Raw genomic sequence first — 19,199 nt, 5'->3', positions numbered from 1 at the left:
GGGCATCGTCATGCCCCGACTGCTGCGCGCAGGGACTGTCGCAGCGACCCCATCGTGGCAACGACCGCCGTCGGCTCGTAGCCGCAGTGCGCCATGCAGTTGGCGCAGCGCGGATCCTTGCCACGCCCGTACGAGTTCCAGTCCGTGTCGTCGAGCAGTTCCCGGTACGTCGCGACGTACCCGTCGTCCATCAGGTAGCACGGCCGCTGCCAGCCCTTCAACGAGTAGAGCGGGATCGCCCACGCCGTACAGTCGAAATCGACCCGGCCTTCGAGGAAGTCGAGGAACAGCGGCGAGTGGTTGAGCCGCCACTTCTTCCGCCGCCCGTCGGCGAACGCCTTGCGGAACAGTTGCCGGGTCTCCTCCGGACCGAGCCAGTGCTCCTGGTCGGGCGCCTTCTCGTAGGCGAACCCCGGCGAGATCTGCATGTTGTCGATGCCGAGGTCGTCGTTCAGATAGTCCAGTACGTCGATGACGTCCTGCGGACTGTCGGTGTCGAAGAACGTGGTGTTCGTCATCACCCGGAAGCCGGCCTGCTGCGCCTGCTTGATCGCCGCGACCGCCTCGTCGAAGACGCCGTCCTTGCAGACCGACTGGTCGTGCCGCTCGCGGAGGCCGTCGATGTGCACCATCCAGGCGAAGTTCTTGTGCGGCGTGAACTTGTGCAGATGCTTCGGCATCAGTACGGCGTTCGTGCACAGGAAGACGATCTTGTTGCGCGCCAGCAGTTGCCGGACGATCTCGTCGATCTCCTTGTGCATCAGCGGTTCGCCGCCGGCGATCGAGACCATCGGCGCGCCGCACTCCTCGACGGCGGCCACCGCCTGCTCGACCGGCATCCGCTTCTTCAGCCAGTCGTGCGTCTGCTGGATCTTCCCGCAACCCGCGCACTTCAGGTTGCACGCGTACAGCGGCTCGAGCTCCAGCAAGATCGGGAACTTCTCCCGCCGGAGCAGCTTCTGCTTCATCAAGTACCCGCCCAGACGGACGGACTGCCGCAGCGGCATGCTCACTGCTGGGTCACCTCTTTCGGTAGTGAGAACCGGACGTCTTCTGTGACCGCCCCGCTCTCGGTCACGGTCACGGACCCGAGTCCGGACAGACTGCGGACCAGATCGTCGACAAGGGCCGGCGGCGCCGAGGCGCCCGCCGAGATACCGATCCGCGCCGCGCCGGCCAGCCAGGCCAGCCGCACCTCCGCGGCGTCGTCGACGAGTACGGCGCGGGTGCCTTCAGCTTCGGCGACCTCGGCGAGCCGCTGAGAGTTGGAGGAGTTCTGCGATCCGATCACGATCACCAGGTCCGAGCGGCGGGCGATCTCGCGGACTGCCGCCTGACGGTTGCTGGTGGCATAGCAGATGTCGTCCTTGCGCGGACCGGCGAGAGCAGGGAACCTGCGCCGCAGCACAGCCGCAGTCTCGGCAGCCTCCTCAACCGCAAGCGTCGTCTGCATCGCGTACGCGACTCGGCCGGGATCGGGCACCTGTACGGTCTCCGCCTCGGCCGGGCCGGGGACGACGATCACGTTGTCCGGAGCCTCACCCGTCGTACCGACGACTTCCTCGTGGTCAGGATGGCCGATCAGCAGCACGGTGCTGTCGCGTACGGCGTACCTGCGGACCTCGTGGTGCACCTTCGACACGAGCGGGCAGGTGGCGTCGACCACGCGCAGCCGCCGTTCGGCAGCCTGCGTATGCACGGCCGGCGCGACTCCGTGGGCGGCGAGCACCACCACGCTGCCCTCGGGGATCTCGTCGACCTCCTCCACGAAGACGGCACCCCGTTGCTCCAGATCGCGGACCACATGGAGATTGTGGACAATCTGACGCCGTACGTAGACGGGTGAGCCGAACCGCTCGAGCGCGCGCTCGACGATCTCGATCGCTCGTTCGACACCGGCGCAGAACGACCGTGGCGCGGCGAGCAACAACTCGCGGTCGCCGGTTGCGGCGGCCCAGGCATCCAGGACGGGTGCCGCCCGGCGCAGCGAGGCGAGCGCCTTGATCCCACGCAGCGGCATTCCGGCACGCGCCAACGGTCGCCCGGGATTGTCGACAATCGCACGGACGACAATGCACCGGCCCTCGTCTCCAGCGATCAGAGCAGATTCGGTGTCGACGACGATCGCACCGGATGCGGCCAGCGCTCTGCGCTCGTCGGCGGAGTCGACGACGTGGTCGGTGGTGAGCAGCGGCCCGGTGTGCACCCTCAACCCGGCGCGGCGAAGTTCACCCGCGACCAGGACCCCTGCGTGACTCGGCACGGTCCGGTCGTCACGGCGGATCTCGGTCGCCACGACGAGGTCGCCGGGGGCAATCCGGTCGGTCAGTGCACCACCGACCCCGGCGACGAGAACTGGATCGTCGCGGACCGTGCCAGACGCCCGCCCGGTGCGGATCAGCGGCGCGGTGAGCTTGTCGCGCAGCGCAAGCCACTCGACGTACAGGGGCGTGCAGACCGTTCCCAAGGTCATCGTGAGACCGCCCCCTCGTGATGCGGACGATCTCTGCCGAGGTAGCGACCGAGCGCCCAGATCGGGAACACCAGTCGGTACAGGTGGTAACCGATGTAGAAGTCGCCAGGGAAACCCGTCCCGGTGTAGCAGTGTTCGTCCCAGCCGCCGTCGGGTCGCTGAGTGTCGACGAGGTAGCCGACGCCCCGCAGGACCGTCTCGTCCTGTTCATCGGCGGCCAGCAGGGCGAGCAGGGCCCACGCCGTCTGCGACGGAGTCGAGTCACCACGGCCTATCCAGCTGGGATCGACGTACGAGCGCAGATCCTCACCCCAGCCGCCGTCGGGATTCTGATGGTCCGCCAGCCATCGGACAGCACGGCGGATGACCGGATCATCGGTGGAGGTGCCGGCCGCGATCAAAGCCGGTACGACGGCTCCGGTGCCGTAGACGTGGTTCGTGCCCCAGCGGCCGAACCAGGACCCGTCCGCTTCCTGGGAATCGAGCAGCCAGCGCACTCCGCGGCGGCACGCGTCGGTGCCGGTCTTGCCCTCGGCCGCGAGCATCTCCACGACATGAGCGGTGACGTCGGCCGACGGCGGGTCGATCACCGCACCGAAGTCGCAGAAGGGCAGCCGCAACGGCGTGGTGTCGGTGTTGTCGGCATCGAAGGCGCCCCAGCCACCGTCGGCGGACTGCATGCCTGTCGTCCACTCCACCGCGTCGTCGAGGGCCGCCCGGAGCACCTGTGGCTCCGGATGGACGACCCGGCGGAGAGCCAGCACGATCTCCGCGGTGTCGTCGGTGTCGGGGTAGCCGTCGTTGGCGAACTCGAAAGCCCACCCGCCGGTCGTCAGCGTCGGCCGCCGTACTTGCCAGTCGCCGGGTGCGTCGATCTGCTCGTCGAGCAGCCAGTCGGTGGCCTTGAGCACGGCTGGGTCGTCCGGTGCGACGCCCGCATCGAGCAGGGCGCCCACCACCAGCCCGGTGTCCCAGACCGGCGACTGACAGGCCTCCAGCCAGCGCACCGGACCGTCTGCGGTGTCTGCGTGAACCGTGAAGCCTTCAAGCCCGCGCAGGCCGGCGGCCATCACCGGATGATCCGTGGCGTAGCCCATCAGGTGCAGTGCGATCAGCGAGTACACCCACGGTGGCTGGATGCCGCCCCAGCCGCCGTCGGCCTCCTGCCGAGCGACGATCCACTCGACCGAACGTCGCATCGCCAGCCGGCGGATCCCACCGAGCGGGCCGCGAGGCCCCCAGCGCGTGTAGGCGTTCAGTACGACGTCCAGCCGTTGGAAGCCACCGTCGAGAGTCCACAGCCCCGCTTTGCGCGCGGCCGGCGTACCCGCGCGAAGTTGGTCGACGCGGAAGTCGACCGGCCGGACCGGACGGAGCGCGCTCACGATCGTCAGCGGCACGATCGTCTGCCGCGCCCAGCAGGCCCAGTTGTAGACATTCAAGGGCGCCCAGCTGGGCAGGAAGATCAGCTCCGGCGGCAGGTCAGGGCAGTCGTCCCACTCCCACAGGCCGAACAGCGCGAGCCACAGGTGCGTGAAGACTCGCGCCTTCTCGACTCCACCCGCACCGCGGATGAACTCCGCGGCCTTGGCCATGGACGGCTCGGCAGGGTCGTCGCCGGCCATCCTCAGCGCCACCCACGCCTCGACTGTCGTCGACAGGTCACCAGGCCCACCAGGGAACGTCGCCCACGTCCCATCGTCGCGTTGCTGGGACCGGATCCACCGCGCCGTCTCCGAGTCGGTCTGAGCTGTGGCCACACCGAGGAATCGCCGCAGCATCAGATCCTCGGCATCCATGGTCACGTTGGTGGCGAGATCTCCCTTCCACCAGCCGTCCTCGTGCTGCAGAGATCGCAGGTACTCCACGGCCGCGTCCAGACTGTTCTCGGCGCGGACGTCGGACTTCTCGTCCTGAGCAAGCCGTTCGGCCGTCACAGCTGTCGCTCCGCCACGAACTGCGCCAGTTGATCGAGCTGGTCCCGGTTGGCCGGTGCGACGCCCGCGGCGTCGAGTGCCTTGCCGGCCTTGCGAACCCGTTCGTCCGCCTCGGCCGAGGCCCACTCGCGGCCACCTGCGCGTTCCATCAGTACGGCGGCGTGCCGCAGGCTGTCCTCGGTCGGTGCCGCGGGGTCCGCGAACCAGCCCGCGAGCTCACGACCGGCCGCACCGCCGTACTCGAGCGACCACACCACCGGCAGCGTCTTCTTGTGCGCACGCAGATCCGAGAAGACCGGCTTGCCGGTGCGCTCGGGGGCTCCCCAGACGCCAAGGAGGTCGTCGACGAGCTGGAACGCCAACCCCAGCTCCCACCCGTAGGTCCGGAACGCGTCGGAGGTCGCCTCATCGGCACCGCCCAGGATCGCGCCCAGTTGCGCCGACGCACCCAGCAGTGCGCCCGTCTTGCCGCCGGCCATGTCGAGGCACTCGGCCAGCCCGACATCGTCGCGCCGTTCGAACGCGACGTCGAGGACCTGCCCGCGGATCAACTCCCGGGTGGCCACGGCGAGCGCACGACCGGCGCGGCGCGCGGGCGGGGCCTCGCACTCGGCCAGTACCTCGTCGGCCAGGCAGGCGAGCGCATCACCGACCAGGACCGCCGTAGCGTCACCCCAGATCGCCCAGACCGTACGCCGGTGCCGTCGCTGCGCGTCCCGGTCCATCAGGTCGTCGTGGATCAGCGAGAAGTTGTGCACCAGCTCGACCGCAACGCCGCCTGGGATTCCCGGCCCGGGCGACCCGCAGACCGCCTCGGCCACGAGCAGCACCAGGCCGGGCCGGATCGCCTTGCCGGACCTGCCGCTGGCCGGCCTCCCCTCCTCGTCGCACCAGCCGAGGTGGTACGACGCGACGAGCCGGGTGTGGTCGTCGAGACGAGCCACAGCCTCACGGAGTTGGGGTTCGACCAGGTCCCGGCTGCGGGCGAGCAGCTCCAGCACGTTGCTCTCCGCCGGCATGGTCGAGGGCTGGACCGCCGTCACGACAACACGTCCTCGGACGGCAGCGACGGGCGAAGGGGCGTCCGCAGTACCGAGGCAGCGGCCGACTCTCCGCTGCGTACGGCGCCCTCCATGGTGGCCGGCCAACCGGTGGCAGTCCACGCACCGGCCAGGTGCAGGCCCGGACGTGCTGTCGTCGCGTTGGGCCGGAATCGACCGGAACCCGGTGCCGGCCGGAAGGTGGCATGTCGCTCTCGGGTCACGAAGAACTCCTTCACACGTGCGTCGGCAGCCGCGGGCAGCAGCTGCCGGAGTGCGGGCACCAGCACCTCGCGCAGCTCGGCAACTGGCATGTCGATGAAGTCGTCCGCGGCCGACAGCGAGATCGCGAGGTACTGCTCGCCGTCGGTGTGGCTTGCGAGGCTCTGCGGCGTACGGTCGAAGACCCACTGCAGCGGGCTGTCCACACCGGCGACGAACGGGCCTTCGAGAGCGACCCGGTCGAGAACCACGTGTGCGTTGACGATCGGCGAGCTGCCCAGCGCATCTGCCCACCCGGTCGGCAGGTCGACCGCGTCCTCGGGAAGCAACCGCTCCGCCTCCGACGGCGGCACCGCGAGTACGACGTCGTCGTACCTCTCGGCGTCGATCTGCCAGCCGCCTTCCACGTGCTCGAGCGACTTCACCCGCGCATGCAGGCGGACGTCGACACCTGCGGCGGCGAGCGCCCGAGCGGCGGCATCGCCATGCAATTGCTGCAGCGGAACGAGCGGCCAACCGATGTCGGCGGCATCGCTCTGCTCGAGCAGACCGACCTGGAAGACAGTGGCCGCGACCGCGAGCGAGGCAGCGTCGGCGCGTGCGTTCAGGGTGGCGACACCGATCAGCTCCCAGAGCGCCTCCACTGCGCGGGCGTCCTGCCCATGCGCGGCCAGCCACGCACCGAACGACTGGGCGTCAGTGGCCAAGTTCTCCCTGTCCACCCGGTCCAGCGCGAGCGCGGCACGCACCGCCTGGATCCGTTCCGCCATGCTGAGCCAGCGGTACGTCGCCAAGGCCGGCCCGAGGTGCAGCGGCGCCGGCATCTTGGTACGCCGGATCCGCCCGACACCAGCATGCCGGCCGCTGCGCACCGGTACGTCGAGACGCGGCTGCAGGTGTACGTGGTCGCGAACACCGAGCCGATCGAGCAGCCCGAGGTACGACGTACAGCAGCGGAGGAAGACATGCTGGCCGTTGTCGATCCACCGGCCGTCGCGTTCGAACGAGTGGGTCAGCCCGCCGAGCTTCGGCCGGGCCTCCAGCAGCTGCACCTCCCGGCCGGCGTCCGCGAGTGCGAGAGCGGTAGTGATACCGGCGAGGCCACCCCCGACGACAGCCACCCGACTCATGAACGTGCTCCCGCCAGTGACGCGAGCGCGACCTGCGCCTTCTCCCCCGCCGACAGCGACAACCGGCGGTCGTACACGAGCACCGGGTTGGCCGCGATCCGTCGCAGCAGGTGGTGGTAGATCCCCGACATGGCTCGGCAGGACGCGCCGCTTCGCCAGTCCAGGTAGGGCAGCAGCCGCCAGCCCAGCGAGTACCAGTCCTGCGCCCGTCCGGCGGCGAAGCGGATGTACGCGGCCAGGCGGCCTTGCGGATCGTCGAGATTGCCCCGCTCGTCGAAGGTCAGCCGGACTCCGAAGCGCTCGAGCTCATCGGCGGGCAGGTAGATCCGGTCGTTGCCGAGGTCCTCGCGGATGTCACGCAGGATGTTGGTCTGCTGCAGCGCGATGCCGAGCTGGTCGGCGTACAGCGACAGGGTGTCGAGGTCGGCGTCGGCTTCGGTCGGGCCGAAGATCGACAGGCAGAGCCGGCCGACCGAGCCGGCGACGCGACGGCAGTAGACGACCAGCTCGTCGAAGTCGGCGATGCGGACCTGCGACAGGTCGGTCTCGACCCCGTCGACGAGCTCCTCGAAGGCCCCGATCGGCACCGGGAACCGGCGTACGGCGTCGGCAACGGCCACGTAGACGGGCTCGTGCAGGTCGTCGAGGCGCCCGAGGTTCTTCCGGATCCGATGCAGTGCCGTTCGCTTGTCCTCGAGCGGCAGGTCACCGTCGCCAATGTCGTCGATCTGTCGCGCCAGCGCATACAGCGCACACAGCGCGTTGCGCTTCTGCGGGGGCAGCAGCCGGATGCCGTAGTAGAAGTTGCGGGCTTCGGTCCGGGTGATCTCCGCACAGGCGACGTACGCGTCCAGAACCGTGGGGCTCCCCGTCATCGTCATCGAGCAACCGCCCCGGCGACCAGTCGTAAGGCTCGGGCAGCGGTATCCAGCCTGGACGGACGAGCAGATCGGGCCAGGACGTCACCACCGGTACGCCGCAGCGCGCGGACCGTGGACTGACCCCCGGCGACGAATCCCGCCACACTCACCCGAGCCCATCCGTCGAGCCTTGTCACGATCGCGGCCCCCTCCTCGAGCAGCGCGGCGGCGCGCTCGATCTCGAAGTTCATCAGCGCCCTCAGCTGCGGTGTCGCCTCGCGGCTGTCCAGGTCGGCCTCGGCGACGGCGTACGTCTGGAGATCCTGCTGCGGCAGGTAGATCCGGCCGGCTCGCCGGTCCTCGGCCACGTCCTGCCAGTGCTCCAGCAGTTGCAGCGCGGTGCAGACCCGGTCGGACAGCCGCTCGGTCTCAGCGTCGTGTACCTCGAAGACACCGAGCACCACGCGGCCGACCGGATCGGCCGACAGCCGGCAGTAGCCCTGCAGGTCCGCAAAGGTCTGGTATCGCGAGACTGTCTGGTCCTGCAGGTTGGCCTGCACCAACTGGTGGAAGGGTTCGGGGCTCAAGGCGTGGTCGAGGATGATCGGGCGTAACCGGCGCAGTACCGGGTGATCGGGCTCGGTTCCGGCCCAGATGTGGTCGAGGTCGGCCGCGAAGGCGCGCAGCGCAGCCGTCCGGTCGCCCGCCCAGCTGTCACCCAGCTCGTCGACGGTCCGGGCGAACCCGTAGACGGCGTGCAGCGCCCCCCGATGCCGCGCCGGAAGCAACCTCAGCGCCACCGGGAAGTTCTCGCCCTGCTCCCTCCTGCCCAGTGCCCGTTCATCCACCCGGTCCGATGGGACCCTCTGCACTCCTTCAGGATGCACGTTTCCATGATGGGAAGCGGTTTCATGCCAACTCTGCCCCACTGGACCACATTCGTCCGGCAAGAATTTGTCACGGGGATACAGTTACCCGTGGGATGACGTATCCGTAGGACACCTGTCTCGCCGGCGTTCGGCAAGGAACGCGTGGGAGTCTCACATGACCGTCGCCACATTCGACCGTGCCCGCCTCGAGGAGGCCTTGCTCGAGGGGCTGCCTGGCCTGCTCTCCGAGGTTCGCGACCGGCTTGCGGAGCACTGGCCGGACTACGCCGCGTTCCTCGATGCCGAGCGCGACGCGGTGGTGGAACCCGCCGCCCTGTTCGTGCATCGGCTGCTCGACATGTCGATCGCCGACCTGTCCAGCCCGGAGCGGGCGAGCCTCGATCGTGCCGACGAGACGGTACGCCTGGTCTTCGAGGAGATCGGTCGCCGGCAGCAACAGGTCGGCAACGACCTCACCCGGCTGCTGACCGCCTTCCAGCTCGGTGCCCGGATCGCCTGGCGGCACGTCGCCGCGACCGCGCTGCGACTGGAGTTCGCACCGGACAACCTGGCCGCGCTGGCCGACTCGGTCTTTGTCTTCGTCAACCAACTCTCGTTCTCGGCCGCCAACGGCTACGTGCAGGAGCAACTCGACGACGCGCTCGCCCGCGAGCGCCGCCGGGAGGAGCTCGCCAACCTGCTGCTGTCCGGCCGGTCCAGCACCGAGGCGATCCGTGCTGCGGCGTTGCAGGCGGCGTGGCGAATCCCGGAGACGGCCGCGGTGGTGATCTACATCGACGGCGACCACGAGCTCGCCCGCACGATGGTCAGCCGGCTCGAGCCGGGAGCACTCCCGATCCGTCGCAACGGCGTGGTGTTCGGCGCGATCATCCCCGAACCGTCCGGCCCCGGCCGCCGGCTTCAGCTGAGCCGGGAGCTCACCGGTCTGGGCGCCGTGGTCGGCAACCCGGTGCCACTGGCGGAGCTGCCCCGCAGTCTCGAGATCGCCCGGATCGCGGCCCGCCTGCGTAAGACGGGAGTGCTGACCGACGACCCGGTGTTCGCCGACGAGCACCTCGATGCCTTGATCGTCTGGCGTGACGAGTCACTGGTGGCCGCGCTGCGCGAGGAGATGCTGGCTCCGCTGCAGGGCGAGACCGAGGCCGCCCGAGCACGGCTCACCGAGACGCTCGCCAGTTGGCTGCGGCAGTTCGGGGACCGCCACGCGATCGCCGAGGAGCTGCGGATTCACCCGCAGACCGTGCGGTATCGCATGGCGCGGCTCCGGGCCTTGTTCGGCGACCGCCTGGACGACCCGGAGTCACGGGCTCGGCTCTTCCTCGCCCTCGAGTGGCCGGCTCCCTGAGACCGGCACGGGACTGCTCTCCCGCAACCGCGCCAACGTGGCGTCGAGGTGCCTGGCCACCGCCGCGGCGTCGAGCAGTTGCGGATCGGTCGCCAGCCCGATGCCCAGCACTCCGTTCCAGCTCAGCGCGCCGACAGCGAGCGGAGTCTCCGGCACCAACGGCAGGATCGGGTACGTCGGTCCCGTGCCGACCCCTGCGAATGTCAGCGCGACCGTCGGCCCCGGCATGTTGGACACCACGGCGTGCAGGAAGCGCGGCCCGTACACGGTCCGTGCGAACCATCGGGCGAATGGCTCAGGCACGAGCTGCAAGCCAGTGGCCATGACGAAGCGGGACGCCATCGCCCGGGTGGGCCGACGGAGCCGCCGGGTGCGGGTGGCCACCTCCACGAGCAGGTCGTCGAACGGGCGGCCATCGACCGGTACGTCGACGATCACCGCAGCCGTCGCGTTCCCCTCCGCCGCGCTGTCCGGCGTGCGCACCATCGTCGTCACGGAGAACCGCATCCGGCCGTCCACCGCTCGCGCGAGTTCGGGTGCCACGGCGTACACCGCGTCGGCGAGCAGAGCGATCACCACGTCGGTCACGCGCACTCCGTGAGCGGCAGCGGTACGACGTACCACTTCGAGCTCGACGTCGGCGACGCCGAACCCGCGCTGCGCTGAACTCGGTGGCAGCGACGCGGCGGTGCCGTCGGTGGCCAGTTGCGCGAGCCCCACGGCCACTGCAGCGGCGCGCCGGAGCCGGCTGGGAGCGCGTCCGGACGGTACGGGGAGCGTGGCTCGGGGCTCGAACAGACTGAGGGCCTGCAGCACCGTTCCGATGCCGTCGGCGATCGAATGGTGGACGAGCACGACCAGTGCGTCGGCGCCGCCCGGCCCGACGTCGCGAACGATCGCCACCCGCCACATCGGCCGGTCCCGGGGCATCGGGCTCTCGGCGAGCTCCCCGAGGATCCGCATCAGCCCGGCCTTCCCGTCCCGGGAGTGGAGCTCGGTGACGTGCCAGTCCAGATCGACGTACTCGGCCTCGATCCAGCGCGGCCGTCGCCACCGTGACGTCGGAGCGAGGCGCTGGTGCATGCGCGGCAGCCGGGCGAATCCGTCGCGGACCAGCGCCCGTACGTCGTCGATCGACGGCCGGTCCTCAGTCGGCTCCAGCATCACCAGGCCGCCGACGTGCTGTGCGGCCCTCGTGCTCTCGATGTGGAGGAAGAACGCGTCGCTGGACGGTACGACGGTGCCCGGTGTCTCGCGCAGCCGCGCGGCACCGAGCAGATACTGCTTCGCCGTCCCCATCACGACGAACACGGTAATCCCGACCTGGACGGCCCTCACCACCTGAACCCGGCGAGGCGCGGTGATCCTGGCGAGTACGACGCCGGACGGCGAACCCCGGCCAGGTTGACGAGCCTCACTGACCCCCGGGTCGGGAGATGACCTGCTCGCCGAAGCGGGTCGCCAGCCGCCGGTAGAGGCCCGGGGCCAGTGCGCGTACGGCGGGGGCCACGCGGAGCCAGCCGGGGATCCACACCTCGGCGCGGTCAAGCGCGATGGCGCCGACGAGTGCCTTTGCCACGTCGGCGGCGGGGACTGGGCGCGGGCGTCGGCGGTCGTAGGGTCTGCCGCGGGCGGCGAAGAAGCCGGTGTCCACGACGCCTGGAACCGTCAGGCTCACGGCTACGCCGGTACCTCGCAGCTCCGGCCGAAGGCTCTCGGCGAACACGTCGAGCGCAGCTTTGGTAGCGGCGTACACGGCCTCACCGGCGACACCGGTGCGCCCGGCGATCGAGCCCACGAGCGCGATGTGGCCGGCTCCGCGGTGGAGCATCGGCGGTAGGAGGCGGCGTACGAGCTGAAGCGGCGCCAGGAGGTCGAGCGTTACCAGGCGGTCGATGTCGGCGGCGGTCATCTCCGCGAACGGGCCAGACCAGCCGAGGCCGGCGTTCGCCACGACGATGTCGATGTGGCCGTGGACATCGAGGGCGGCGTCGGCAAGCTTGGTTGCCGCGCCGGGGACAGCGAGATCACCGAGGAGCGACATGCCCCCGGTCCGCTTGGCGACCGCCTCGGTGCGCTCCTCGTCCCGCCCGTGCACGATCAGGCGGCCCCCCGCCCCGGCCAACTCCTCCGCGACCGCCGCCCCGATCCCCGCAGACGCACCGGTCACCAACACGACCCTCCCACCAAGTCGCATCCCCATCACCTCCCGCCCCATTCCAGCACGCGTCCACGGCAAGAAGCCCTCAGGACATGGCTGCCCGCTGGCGGGTTGTTTGCCCGATGACCGGCAATATGCCGCCAGCGATCACATAAGCCGTCAGCGGGTCAGCAGATGCGGGCGCTCCCCGGACCCGAAGTCACCGGCGTCATGTCGCCAGAGGTTGTCAGAGTTTTGTGAGTGGGTTGTCGGGATAGGGCAACGTCCCGTCGCCGGGGGGCTTGCCCAGGTGGGCGCGCAGGCCGGTGTCGCAGATGACGTAGCCCCAGTTGATCAGCTGTTCCTGGACGGTGTCGTCCATCGCGTTCAGCCGTGTCGAGATCCCCGCGAGCCTCGCCGCTACAGCGGGATCCGACGGCAGCGGGTCCGCCAGCGGGAAGTCGTCCACATGGCTGCGGATCCCGATGTACATGCCGGGGCGCTTGTTGCGGAAGGCATCGATCACCTGACGTTTGCGCAGCGACCGGACCTGGTTGTCGATGACCTTGAGAACGCGGATCGTGTGCTGGACCCAGTCCACCGGCGGGTCCGCGACCGCACCGAGGTGACCGCCCGCGTCGCTGACCAGCACCGTCTCGTACCGCTTCCAGGCGGTCTCCAGCCCGAGGTTGTCGTACACACCGCCGTCGCTCAGCCGGATCTCGTTGCGGAACTCCGGCGACGTCAGGTCGTTGCCTGGTTGCGTCACCCACTGCTGCCGATCGAGGTCGACCGTGCAGGGCGAGAGGACCGGCGGGAACGCCGACGAGGCCGCCACCGCGACAGCCAGCGGCACCTCCGGGTTGTTGATACGGCCGACGCGATAATCGGCCAGATACGGCTTGCTGAAACGCATCAGTACGCCGGACTCCACGTTCGTCGCGTTGATCACGAACGTCGGCTTGTCCGGAAGGTCCTGCAGCGTCTTCTGACCGAACAACTGCTTGCGCAACGCACGGACGACCCGGTCGGCCACCGAGGTGAACGGGAGCCCGATCCCGGTGAGGACGGCCGGAAGATCCACATGCGTGCTCGCCATCGCACGAATCGGCTCGACGACCTGATCCACGAACTGCTTGGTCACGCCCGCCTGATCGAACTGCAGTTCGTTCCAATTCATCCCGAGTACGCCGGCCGTGATCGAACCGCCGGAAACACTCGAGACACGATTCAACTCGGGCAGCATCCCGGCCTCGTTGAGACGCCACAGAACACCGACGTGGAACACCATCGCCCGATAGCCACCGCCCGACAGGCACAAGGCGATCCCCGGCTGAGGCTTCCGGGCGGCATCACCAGGAATCCGCCGTACCGGCTCACCAGCAACGTGCACCTCATCCGGTGCCGACGCAGGACCCGCGGCCACCTCGCTCATCGGTCTATTCCCCAGCTGTCCGACCCGCCCACGGGCACGCCGGAAACACTCGAATGCAACAACATGTTTCCCCCTGAAGATCTCCCCTTACCTAGAGCGTCCTCCCGCTCACAACCATTTGCAAGAAGTCACCACAGGGATCAAACAGTGTCAGGACTTGGCGTAGGTCTCCGCCGCGTGCGACTCGAACTCCAGTCCGATCGCGGGCTCGTCCCCGACAACCCACGCGTCGTGCCCAGGCTCGATCAGGTACGCGCCACCGGCCACGAGTCGCGCCTTGCTGCCGTCGTCATGCACGACCTCGACCTCGCCCGAGAGAAGGGTGCCGACATGCCGGACCTGGCACGAATCGCCACCGACGACAGGACGAATGCACTCCGACCAGCGCCAGCCCGGTTGGAAGGTGATCTTCGCGACGCTGGCGCCGGGAAACTTCACCACGTTGACGACGGTCTTGTCCGGCGTCCTCTGCTCATCGGGTTCGTCGAGCGACTTACTGTAAACGGCCATGCTCCGGCCCCCTCGATCAGGAAAGAATTATTTTCGACAATGACCCGGACGATCCACCGTGAACAGAGCCCGCCGCTTATGGCGCGCTTACGGGTCAATCTCGGGAATCAGGTCGGCGAGGTGGGTGGAGGGTGGGAGGCCGGTTTCGGCGGCCAGTTGGCGGGTGTAGGTGTGGAAGTGCCTGATCGCCTCGGTGCGGTTTCCTTCGGCCATGTGGGCGCTGATCAAGGCTGCGTGCGCCGTCTCGTGGAGCGGTTCGACCCGGATGGCCGCGCAGGCCACGTCGATCGCGCGGGCGAACAGGCCGCGGGCCGTGAGCAGACCGCTCAACGTCTCCAGGGCATGGATCCGCAACTGGCGGTACCGCTCGCGCTCGATCAGCAACCACTCCTCGTCCCATCCCGGCAGCAGATCGGCCTCGAGACGATCCGGTTCGAGCGCGGTGACGACATCGTGGCGTACGTCGTCGGCGATGAGTTGACGCGCCTGCGTCGACATCTGGTCGTAGTCGACCTCGACGGCATCGTCGAGGCGCACCGAGTCCCGGCACGCGCGAACGATGGCCGGATGGGCCTGCCGCACCCGCCACAACGCGGTCCGCAGGTTCGACATGGCTCGCTCCGGTGCTGCCGCCGGCCACAGGTGCGTCGCAACGGCGTCCCGACGCTGCTCGAGACCGGCGACCGCGAGGAAGCCCAGGACCCGCTGCCCATTGCTGGGCAGGGCGACCGAACGATTGTCCACCCGCACTGCGAATGCGCCCAGCAGTCTGATGCTAGGTGGTGCGGCGCCCGTCGGCGCGCACACAATTGACGTCGTCATACCGACCCCCCGGGATTTTCCGACCTTCTGTCCATATCAGTCGCCCGTCTCCGGACCGTCAATGTTCTGTCGCCGACGACTTCCCGGCGATTGACGGCCGAGCGACCTCTGCGCAGACGCCGCGACGACATTCCGGCGTACGGCGACGATGCACTGTGGGTCCGCGATGACCGAGCAGCTCTGGCACACGATGATCGTCCGCGTATGGCGTGACCGCGACGGACTCAAGATCCGTTTCACCGCCGAGGATCGTCAGCAGCCACCGCGTTCGGTGGCGGTCGAAGGTTCGGTCGCCGCGGCCTGTGAACGATTCCATGCCTGGTTGGAGACCGTCGTTCCGAGCCCGCCCGATCCGGTACGACGACGTAGTACACAGCACGACGACGGACAAGAGACGGGCGAGCAGACAACGGCTCCCTAGGGTCGCAGAGGACGACTGATCGGAGTCCGCAATGTCCATGACCGACACAGAGGCCGGACCCTTCACGGGCGGTGGGCTGAGCTGGCAGGAACCGGCCGCGATGGAGACCGCCGGTACCGCCTTGGTGTCGCCGTTCTCCGGCGGCGTCGCGGCCGCCGGCGAGTACGACGCCGGACGCGGCGACCTCGAGGCGCTCGTCGGCGAGCTCGACGACGAAGGATTCCGCGAGGCGATCGAGTCGCTCGTCGACGAAGTCGCCGGTCGCTACCTGACGACCGCCGCGCGCTGGCCCGACGACCAGCAGAGCGAAGCCGTGGCCGAGGCCGAGGCCGGAACGTTCGTGCAGACGCTCGCGGACAGCGTCGACCGGGGCCTGGGCGAGCTCGAAGCACGCTACGAGCACCGGCGCGTCGACTCGATCACCGACGACGAGATCGATGCGGTGCTCGGCGAGTACTCCCGTGATCCGGATTCACTCAGCGAGCAACTCTTCGGCGGTCTGATCAAGAAGGCGTTCAACGTCGCGAAATCGGTCGCCAAGGGCGCGGTCAAGGGATTGACCAAACTCATCCCGATGGGCCCGGTCTTCGCCGTACTGCGCAAGCTCGTCCAGCCACTGCTCAAGCGAGTGCTGGGCAAGGCGATCAACCGGCTTCCCGTCGTACTCCGTGGCCCGGCCACTCAGCTCGCCGCCAAACTCGGCATCTCGGAAGCAGAGGCCGAGCCCGACCTGAGCGAGGAATTCGACCGCCAGTACGCCGAGATGCTGTTCGCACCCGCGGACGCCGATCAGGCCGAGATGCTCTTCGAGTACGACCAGGAGATGCCAGGCCCCGCGGAGATCACCGCGCTCGACGATGCTCGCGAGACGCTGGCGTACCAGCTCGCCCGCGCCGAGCCCGGACAGCCGCCGACGGCTCAGCTCGAGCAGTTCATTCCGGCGGTGATGGCCGCGATGCCGTTGATCCGGACCGGCGTACGCATCGTCGGGCGCGACCGGATCAAGAACTTCCTGGCGCGTCAGCTCGCCGGTCTCATCCAGGGCTACATCGGCCCGGAGGCGGCGAAGGCCCTGGCGCCGCGGATCGCGGACGCGGGCCTGCGACTGCTCTCGCTGGAGGCGGAGTCACCCGAACAGCTCGGCACGGAAGCTCTGGTGAGCACACTCGAGGAGACCGTCACCCAGGTCCTCAGTCTGCCGTCGGAGGCACTGGAGGAGCCGCTCAGGTTCGAGGCGGAAATCCAGGAGGCACTGGCGTCCGCTGCCGTCCATCACCTCCCTCAGGAGCTGCTGCGGGACGACCTGCCCGGCTACGAGACCGATGCCGGTACAGGGCCGTGGATCGCGATGCCCCGCCGGACGAAGCACCGCCGCTACCGCCGATCCGCACGCCGGTACGACGTACAGATCACCCGGCCGCAGGCGAGCAGCGTCGAACTGCCTGGTCCGGAGACCCTCGAGGACCGTCTCCTCGACGCCGGCGTGTCCGCCTGGCCGGTATCGGCCGAGGTCGAACTCTTCGAATCCATGGTCGGCACCCAGGTCGGGTACCTCGCGGGCGACGACGCCGGGCCTGCCGAGTTCGAGGAGCTGAGCCCGCGAAACGCCGCGCTGCTGCTCGGCCGTCCCGCGCTGGGTACGCGAGCTGTCCTCGGTGGGCCGATGACGAGACGCTACTTCCGGCTCGTCGTACCGGGCCGGAAGGTTGTCCGCCGCCGCCATCGCGTGTATCTGCGGCTCCGGGCGCAACAGGCTCAACCCGAGCTTCGAGTCCACGTGCGACTCGGTGAACGGCTCGCCGCGCAGGTCGCGACGATGCTCGCGCGCAACAACCAGGCCGAGGTCGTCGCTCTGATCGGCCGCCTGCTCGGGCCACGGGTCCAGGAGCAGATGGCGAAGCGGCTGACGGTCCTCCTAGGGCGTACTGCACCAGCGGCCGCCGCTCGTGGCCAGCAGCTTGCGACCAACGTGCTGGAGCAGCTCAAGACGCACTTGGCGAAGGAACTACCGGCCTCCCAAGAGGCCCTGAGCGCGGCGGCGAAGGATCCGGCGGCAGGGCTGACGCTGACGTTCGCGTTCTCGTTCGCCGACGCCGCGGCGCTGGCATCGGGCCTGCCCGGCGCTCCCACCCTGATCATCAGGCCAGGTGCCCACAATGACTGAGACGGCAGCACGCCGGCAGCTGCGGTCGGAGCTGGCTCACTGGCGCGGCGCGATCGCCCAGCTCGCCGACCTCGACGCCGTCGCAGCTCCGCAGGCGTGGGCCGAACTCGAGGACTACCTGCGGTTTCGGCTGCGCGAGCGGCTGCTCTCCTCCATCCGGACCCTGGAAGCCGAAGGTGCCGCCCTGGCCGTGCACCTCGACAGCAGCGAGCGGCCGGAGCAAGCCCGGACGGCGCTCCTGCAGTTGCGCCGGCGCTACCTCGCGGTGGAGGCCACAGTCGAGTGGTACGGCGACGCCGTACAGCAACGCACCACCCCACGGCTCGGAGCGGTACTGCGGGGACTGGACACGATCGCGGTCGACGCGATGGAGGCGATCCTGCGGCCGCTCGGTATCGAGACACCACCGGCGCTGACCTATCCCGATAAGGGCCTCGGCGCAGCTGTCCTCCGAGCCGGTATCCGGCTCTGGGACCGTGGCGGCCTGTCTCCGGTCGCGGCGATCAAGATCACCCGGCACAACCTCGCGCACCCGACCGCCCTCGTGCACGAGACCACCCACCAGGTCGCGCACCTGTGCGGCTGGAACGCCGAGCTGCGCGACGTCCTGCGGTCGGTCGTCGCGCCGCGATCCGTCGTACTGGCAAGCCTGTGGAGCACCTGGGCCACTGAGATCGCCGCCGATGTCGGCGCCTTCGCTCTGGCCGGTTGGTCGCCCGTACCGGCGCTGGCCAACGTGGTGGACGGTACGACGTCCGCGGTGCACCGCCTGAGGCCGGGCGACCCACATCCTCCGTCCTGGATCCGGGTAATGTTCAACGTGCAGCTGTGCCGGAGCTGGTTCGGTCCATCGGGTCCGTGGAGCGACCTGGCCGATGCTTGGCAGGCCCGGCACGATCCTCGCGCCTCGAACGACCCCGACGCGCAGATCGCCGCCGCCAGCATCCCGCTCCTCGCGTCGATCGCCGACGCCTGCACCCGGCGAAGCTTCAAGTCCTTCGGCGGCCGACCGCTCAATGCGATCGCCGATCCGAATCGCGTGTCGCCGTCAGCACTTCAGGAGCTGCGCCGTACGTCGGCCGACTCGCTCCTCACCTCGACTTTCCTGGCCCGGAACGAGTCGTTGCGGATCCTCGCTCTGCTCACGTCCGACCAGCCTCTCGACCCGGCCGCGGCAACGGCCCGTACGGCGCGCCTGCACGACTGGCTCGCCCGTCTGGCCCCACTGCCCCTGCCGAGGGCCGTCTGATCGCTTAGTGCGGAAGGGAAATCATCGTGGCCACAACCGGCGGGACAACGCCCCCGTTCGACGACCTGCTCGCCGCGCTCCGGGCGATCGAGCAGGCCCTCAAGGACCCGAAGTCTCGAGCCCTCAGCACCGAGGTGCCGATCGACGTCGCCTCCAGCCACCTCGACTACTTGGCGATCCGGGAACTGATGGGCCGCGACCGCCGCCCACCCGATCCCGAGAACACCTTCGTGTTCACAGCGAGCCGGTCCAGCCGGGCCAACAGCTCGAAGTCGGTCATCACGATCTTCGACCCGCCGGCGGTCGCCGACAAGCTGGCCGTCTTCACGTCGGCCGTGGCGGCCCCCGAGGTGGTGGACATACCGGGCGGAGTCGACCGGCGCAGCGGACGACGAGGCGGCAGTGGTGGTAGTGGCGGTGGTAGTGGCGGCAACTCCGTCGACGTGAATCTCGGTCAGGTGACCAACGACCAGCCCATCGTCCGCCTGGAGCTGCGGCGCGACGACGGCTACCCCGTCCGCCTGGGTCCACGCCTGGCCCCGATCTGAGGAATTCGAGAGG

Annotated in this window: 16 protein-coding genes; 4 read left to right on the top strand and 12 right to left on the bottom strand. The window is 69.2% G+C overall.

Translation table 11 applies throughout. The annotated features are described in order from the left end of the window. Nucleotides 1-8: 8 nt before the first annotated feature. The 7 genes from hpnH to hpnC are packed head-to-tail and all read right to left on the bottom strand — an operon-like array spanning nt 9 to nt 8,510. A complete protein-coding gene (gene hpnH / locus ACGFH6_RS11580) occupies nt 9-1,007 on the bottom strand; it encodes an adenosyl-hopene transferase HpnH (RefSeq protein ID WP_393383026.1) in 999 nt (332 codons plus the stop codon). 2 nt (nt 1,008-1,009) lie between these two features. Next, nucleotides 1,010-2,473 carry a 4-hydroxy-3-methylbut-2-enyl diphosphate reductase gene (gene ispH, locus ACGFH6_RS11575; protein ID WP_393382717.1) on the bottom strand — a complete coding sequence of 488 codons (1,464 nt, stop codon included), beginning with the start codon at nt 2,471-2,473 and terminating at the stop codon, nt 1,010-1,012. Then, nucleotides 2,470-4,410, bottom strand: a complete 1,941-nt coding sequence (gene shc, locus ACGFH6_RS11570; protein WP_393382716.1) for a squalene--hopene cyclase — start codon at nt 4,408-4,410, stop codon at nt 2,470-2,472. The genes ispH and shc overlap by 4 nt, the downstream gene beginning before the upstream one ends. Then, on the bottom strand, nt 4,407-5,453 hold the full coding sequence (locus tag ACGFH6_RS11565; protein WP_393382714.1) for a polyprenyl synthetase family protein: 1,047 nt from the start codon (nt 5,451-5,453) through the stop codon (nt 4,407-4,409). The genes shc and ACGFH6_RS11565 overlap by 4 nt, the downstream gene beginning before the upstream one ends. Then, nucleotides 5,450-6,802, bottom strand: a complete 1,353-nt coding sequence (gene hpnE / locus ACGFH6_RS11560; RefSeq protein WP_393382712.1) for a hydroxysqualene dehydroxylase HpnE — start codon at nt 6,800-6,802, stop codon at nt 5,450-5,452. The genes ACGFH6_RS11565 and hpnE overlap by 4 nt, the downstream gene beginning before the upstream one ends. Next, the gene (gene hpnD, locus ACGFH6_RS11555) at nt 6,799-7,683 is read right to left on the bottom strand and encodes a presqualene diphosphate synthase HpnD (protein ID WP_393382710.1); all 885 of its coding nucleotides are present in this window, start codon (nt 7,681-7,683) and stop codon (nt 6,799-6,801) included. Before hpnD ends, hpnE begins: the two co-directional genes overlap by 4 nt. Then, nucleotides 7,680-8,510, bottom strand: coding sequence for a squalene synthase HpnC (gene hpnC, locus ACGFH6_RS11550; RefSeq protein ID WP_393382708.1), 831 nt, complete (start codon nt 8,508-8,510; stop codon nt 7,680-7,682). Before hpnC ends, hpnD begins: the two co-directional genes overlap by 4 nt. Nucleotides 8,511-8,706: 196 nt before the next feature. On the opposite strand from hpnC, the gene ACGFH6_RS11545 reads away from it, so the two are divergent. Then, on the top strand, nt 8,707-9,897 hold the full coding sequence (locus ACGFH6_RS11545) for a PucR family transcriptional regulator (protein ID WP_393382707.1): 1,191 nt from the start codon (nt 8,707-8,709) through the stop codon (nt 9,895-9,897). Here ACGFH6_RS11545 and ACGFH6_RS11540 read toward each other — a convergent pair. From ACGFH6_RS11540 to ACGFH6_RS11520, 5 genes are all read right to left on the bottom strand, one after another. Continuing rightward, nucleotides 9,853-11,235, bottom strand: a complete 1,383-nt coding sequence (locus ACGFH6_RS11540) for a wax ester/triacylglycerol synthase domain-containing protein (protein WP_393382705.1) — start codon at nt 11,233-11,235, stop codon at nt 9,853-9,855. The two genes, ACGFH6_RS11545 and ACGFH6_RS11540, sit on opposite strands and share 45 nt — an antisense overlap. A 76-nt stretch (nt 11,236-11,311) precedes the next feature. Further along, nucleotides 11,312-12,094 (bottom strand): SDR family NAD(P)-dependent oxidoreductase, encoded by a 783-nt coding sequence (locus ACGFH6_RS11535; protein ID WP_393382703.1) that lies wholly within the window; start codon nt 12,092-12,094, stop codon nt 11,312-11,314. A 190-nt stretch (nt 12,095-12,284) separates the two neighbouring features. Then, nucleotides 12,285-13,472: a patatin-like phospholipase family protein gene (locus ACGFH6_RS11530; RefSeq protein WP_393382701.1), complete on the bottom strand. Its 1,188-nt coding sequence runs from the start codon at nt 13,470-13,472 to the stop codon at nt 12,285-12,287. A 150-nt stretch (nt 13,473-13,622) separates the two neighbouring features. Then, a complete protein-coding gene (locus ACGFH6_RS11525; RefSeq protein WP_393382699.1) occupies nt 13,623-13,982 on the bottom strand; it encodes a cupin domain-containing protein in 360 nt (119 codons plus the stop codon). An 87-nt stretch (nt 13,983-14,069) separates the two neighbouring features. Beyond that, a complete protein-coding gene (locus ACGFH6_RS11520; protein ID WP_393382697.1) occupies nt 14,070-14,726 on the bottom strand; it encodes a BTAD domain-containing putative transcriptional regulator in 657 nt (218 codons plus the stop codon). 536 nt (nt 14,727-15,262) lie between these two features. Here ACGFH6_RS11520 and ACGFH6_RS11515 point away from each other — a divergent pair. The 3 genes from ACGFH6_RS11515 to ACGFH6_RS11505 are packed head-to-tail and all read left to right on the top strand — an operon-like array spanning nt 15,263 to nt 19,186. After that, nucleotides 15,263-17,389: a hypothetical protein gene (locus ACGFH6_RS11515; RefSeq protein ID WP_393382695.1), complete on the top strand. Its 2,127-nt coding sequence runs from the start codon at nt 15,263-15,265 to the stop codon at nt 17,387-17,389. Continuing rightward, the gene (locus tag ACGFH6_RS11510) at nt 17,382-18,638 is read left to right on the top strand and encodes a hypothetical protein (RefSeq protein ID WP_393382693.1); all 1,257 of its coding nucleotides are present in this window, start codon (nt 17,382-17,384) and stop codon (nt 18,636-18,638) included. Before ACGFH6_RS11515 ends, ACGFH6_RS11510 begins: the two co-directional genes overlap by 8 nt. Nucleotides 18,639-18,664: 26 nt before the next feature. Continuing rightward, nucleotides 18,665-19,186, top strand: coding sequence for a hypothetical protein (locus ACGFH6_RS11505; protein ID WP_393382691.1), 522 nt, complete (start codon nt 18,665-18,667; stop codon nt 19,184-19,186). Nucleotides 19,187-19,199 lie beyond the last annotated feature (13 nt).

The organism is Kribbella sp. NPDC049227 (assembly GCF_043197265.1).
Taxonomy (GTDB): Bacteria; Actinomycetota; Actinomycetes; order Propionibacteriales; family Kribbellaceae; genus Kribbella.
This window is presented reverse-complemented; position numbering and strand designations above follow the sequence as displayed.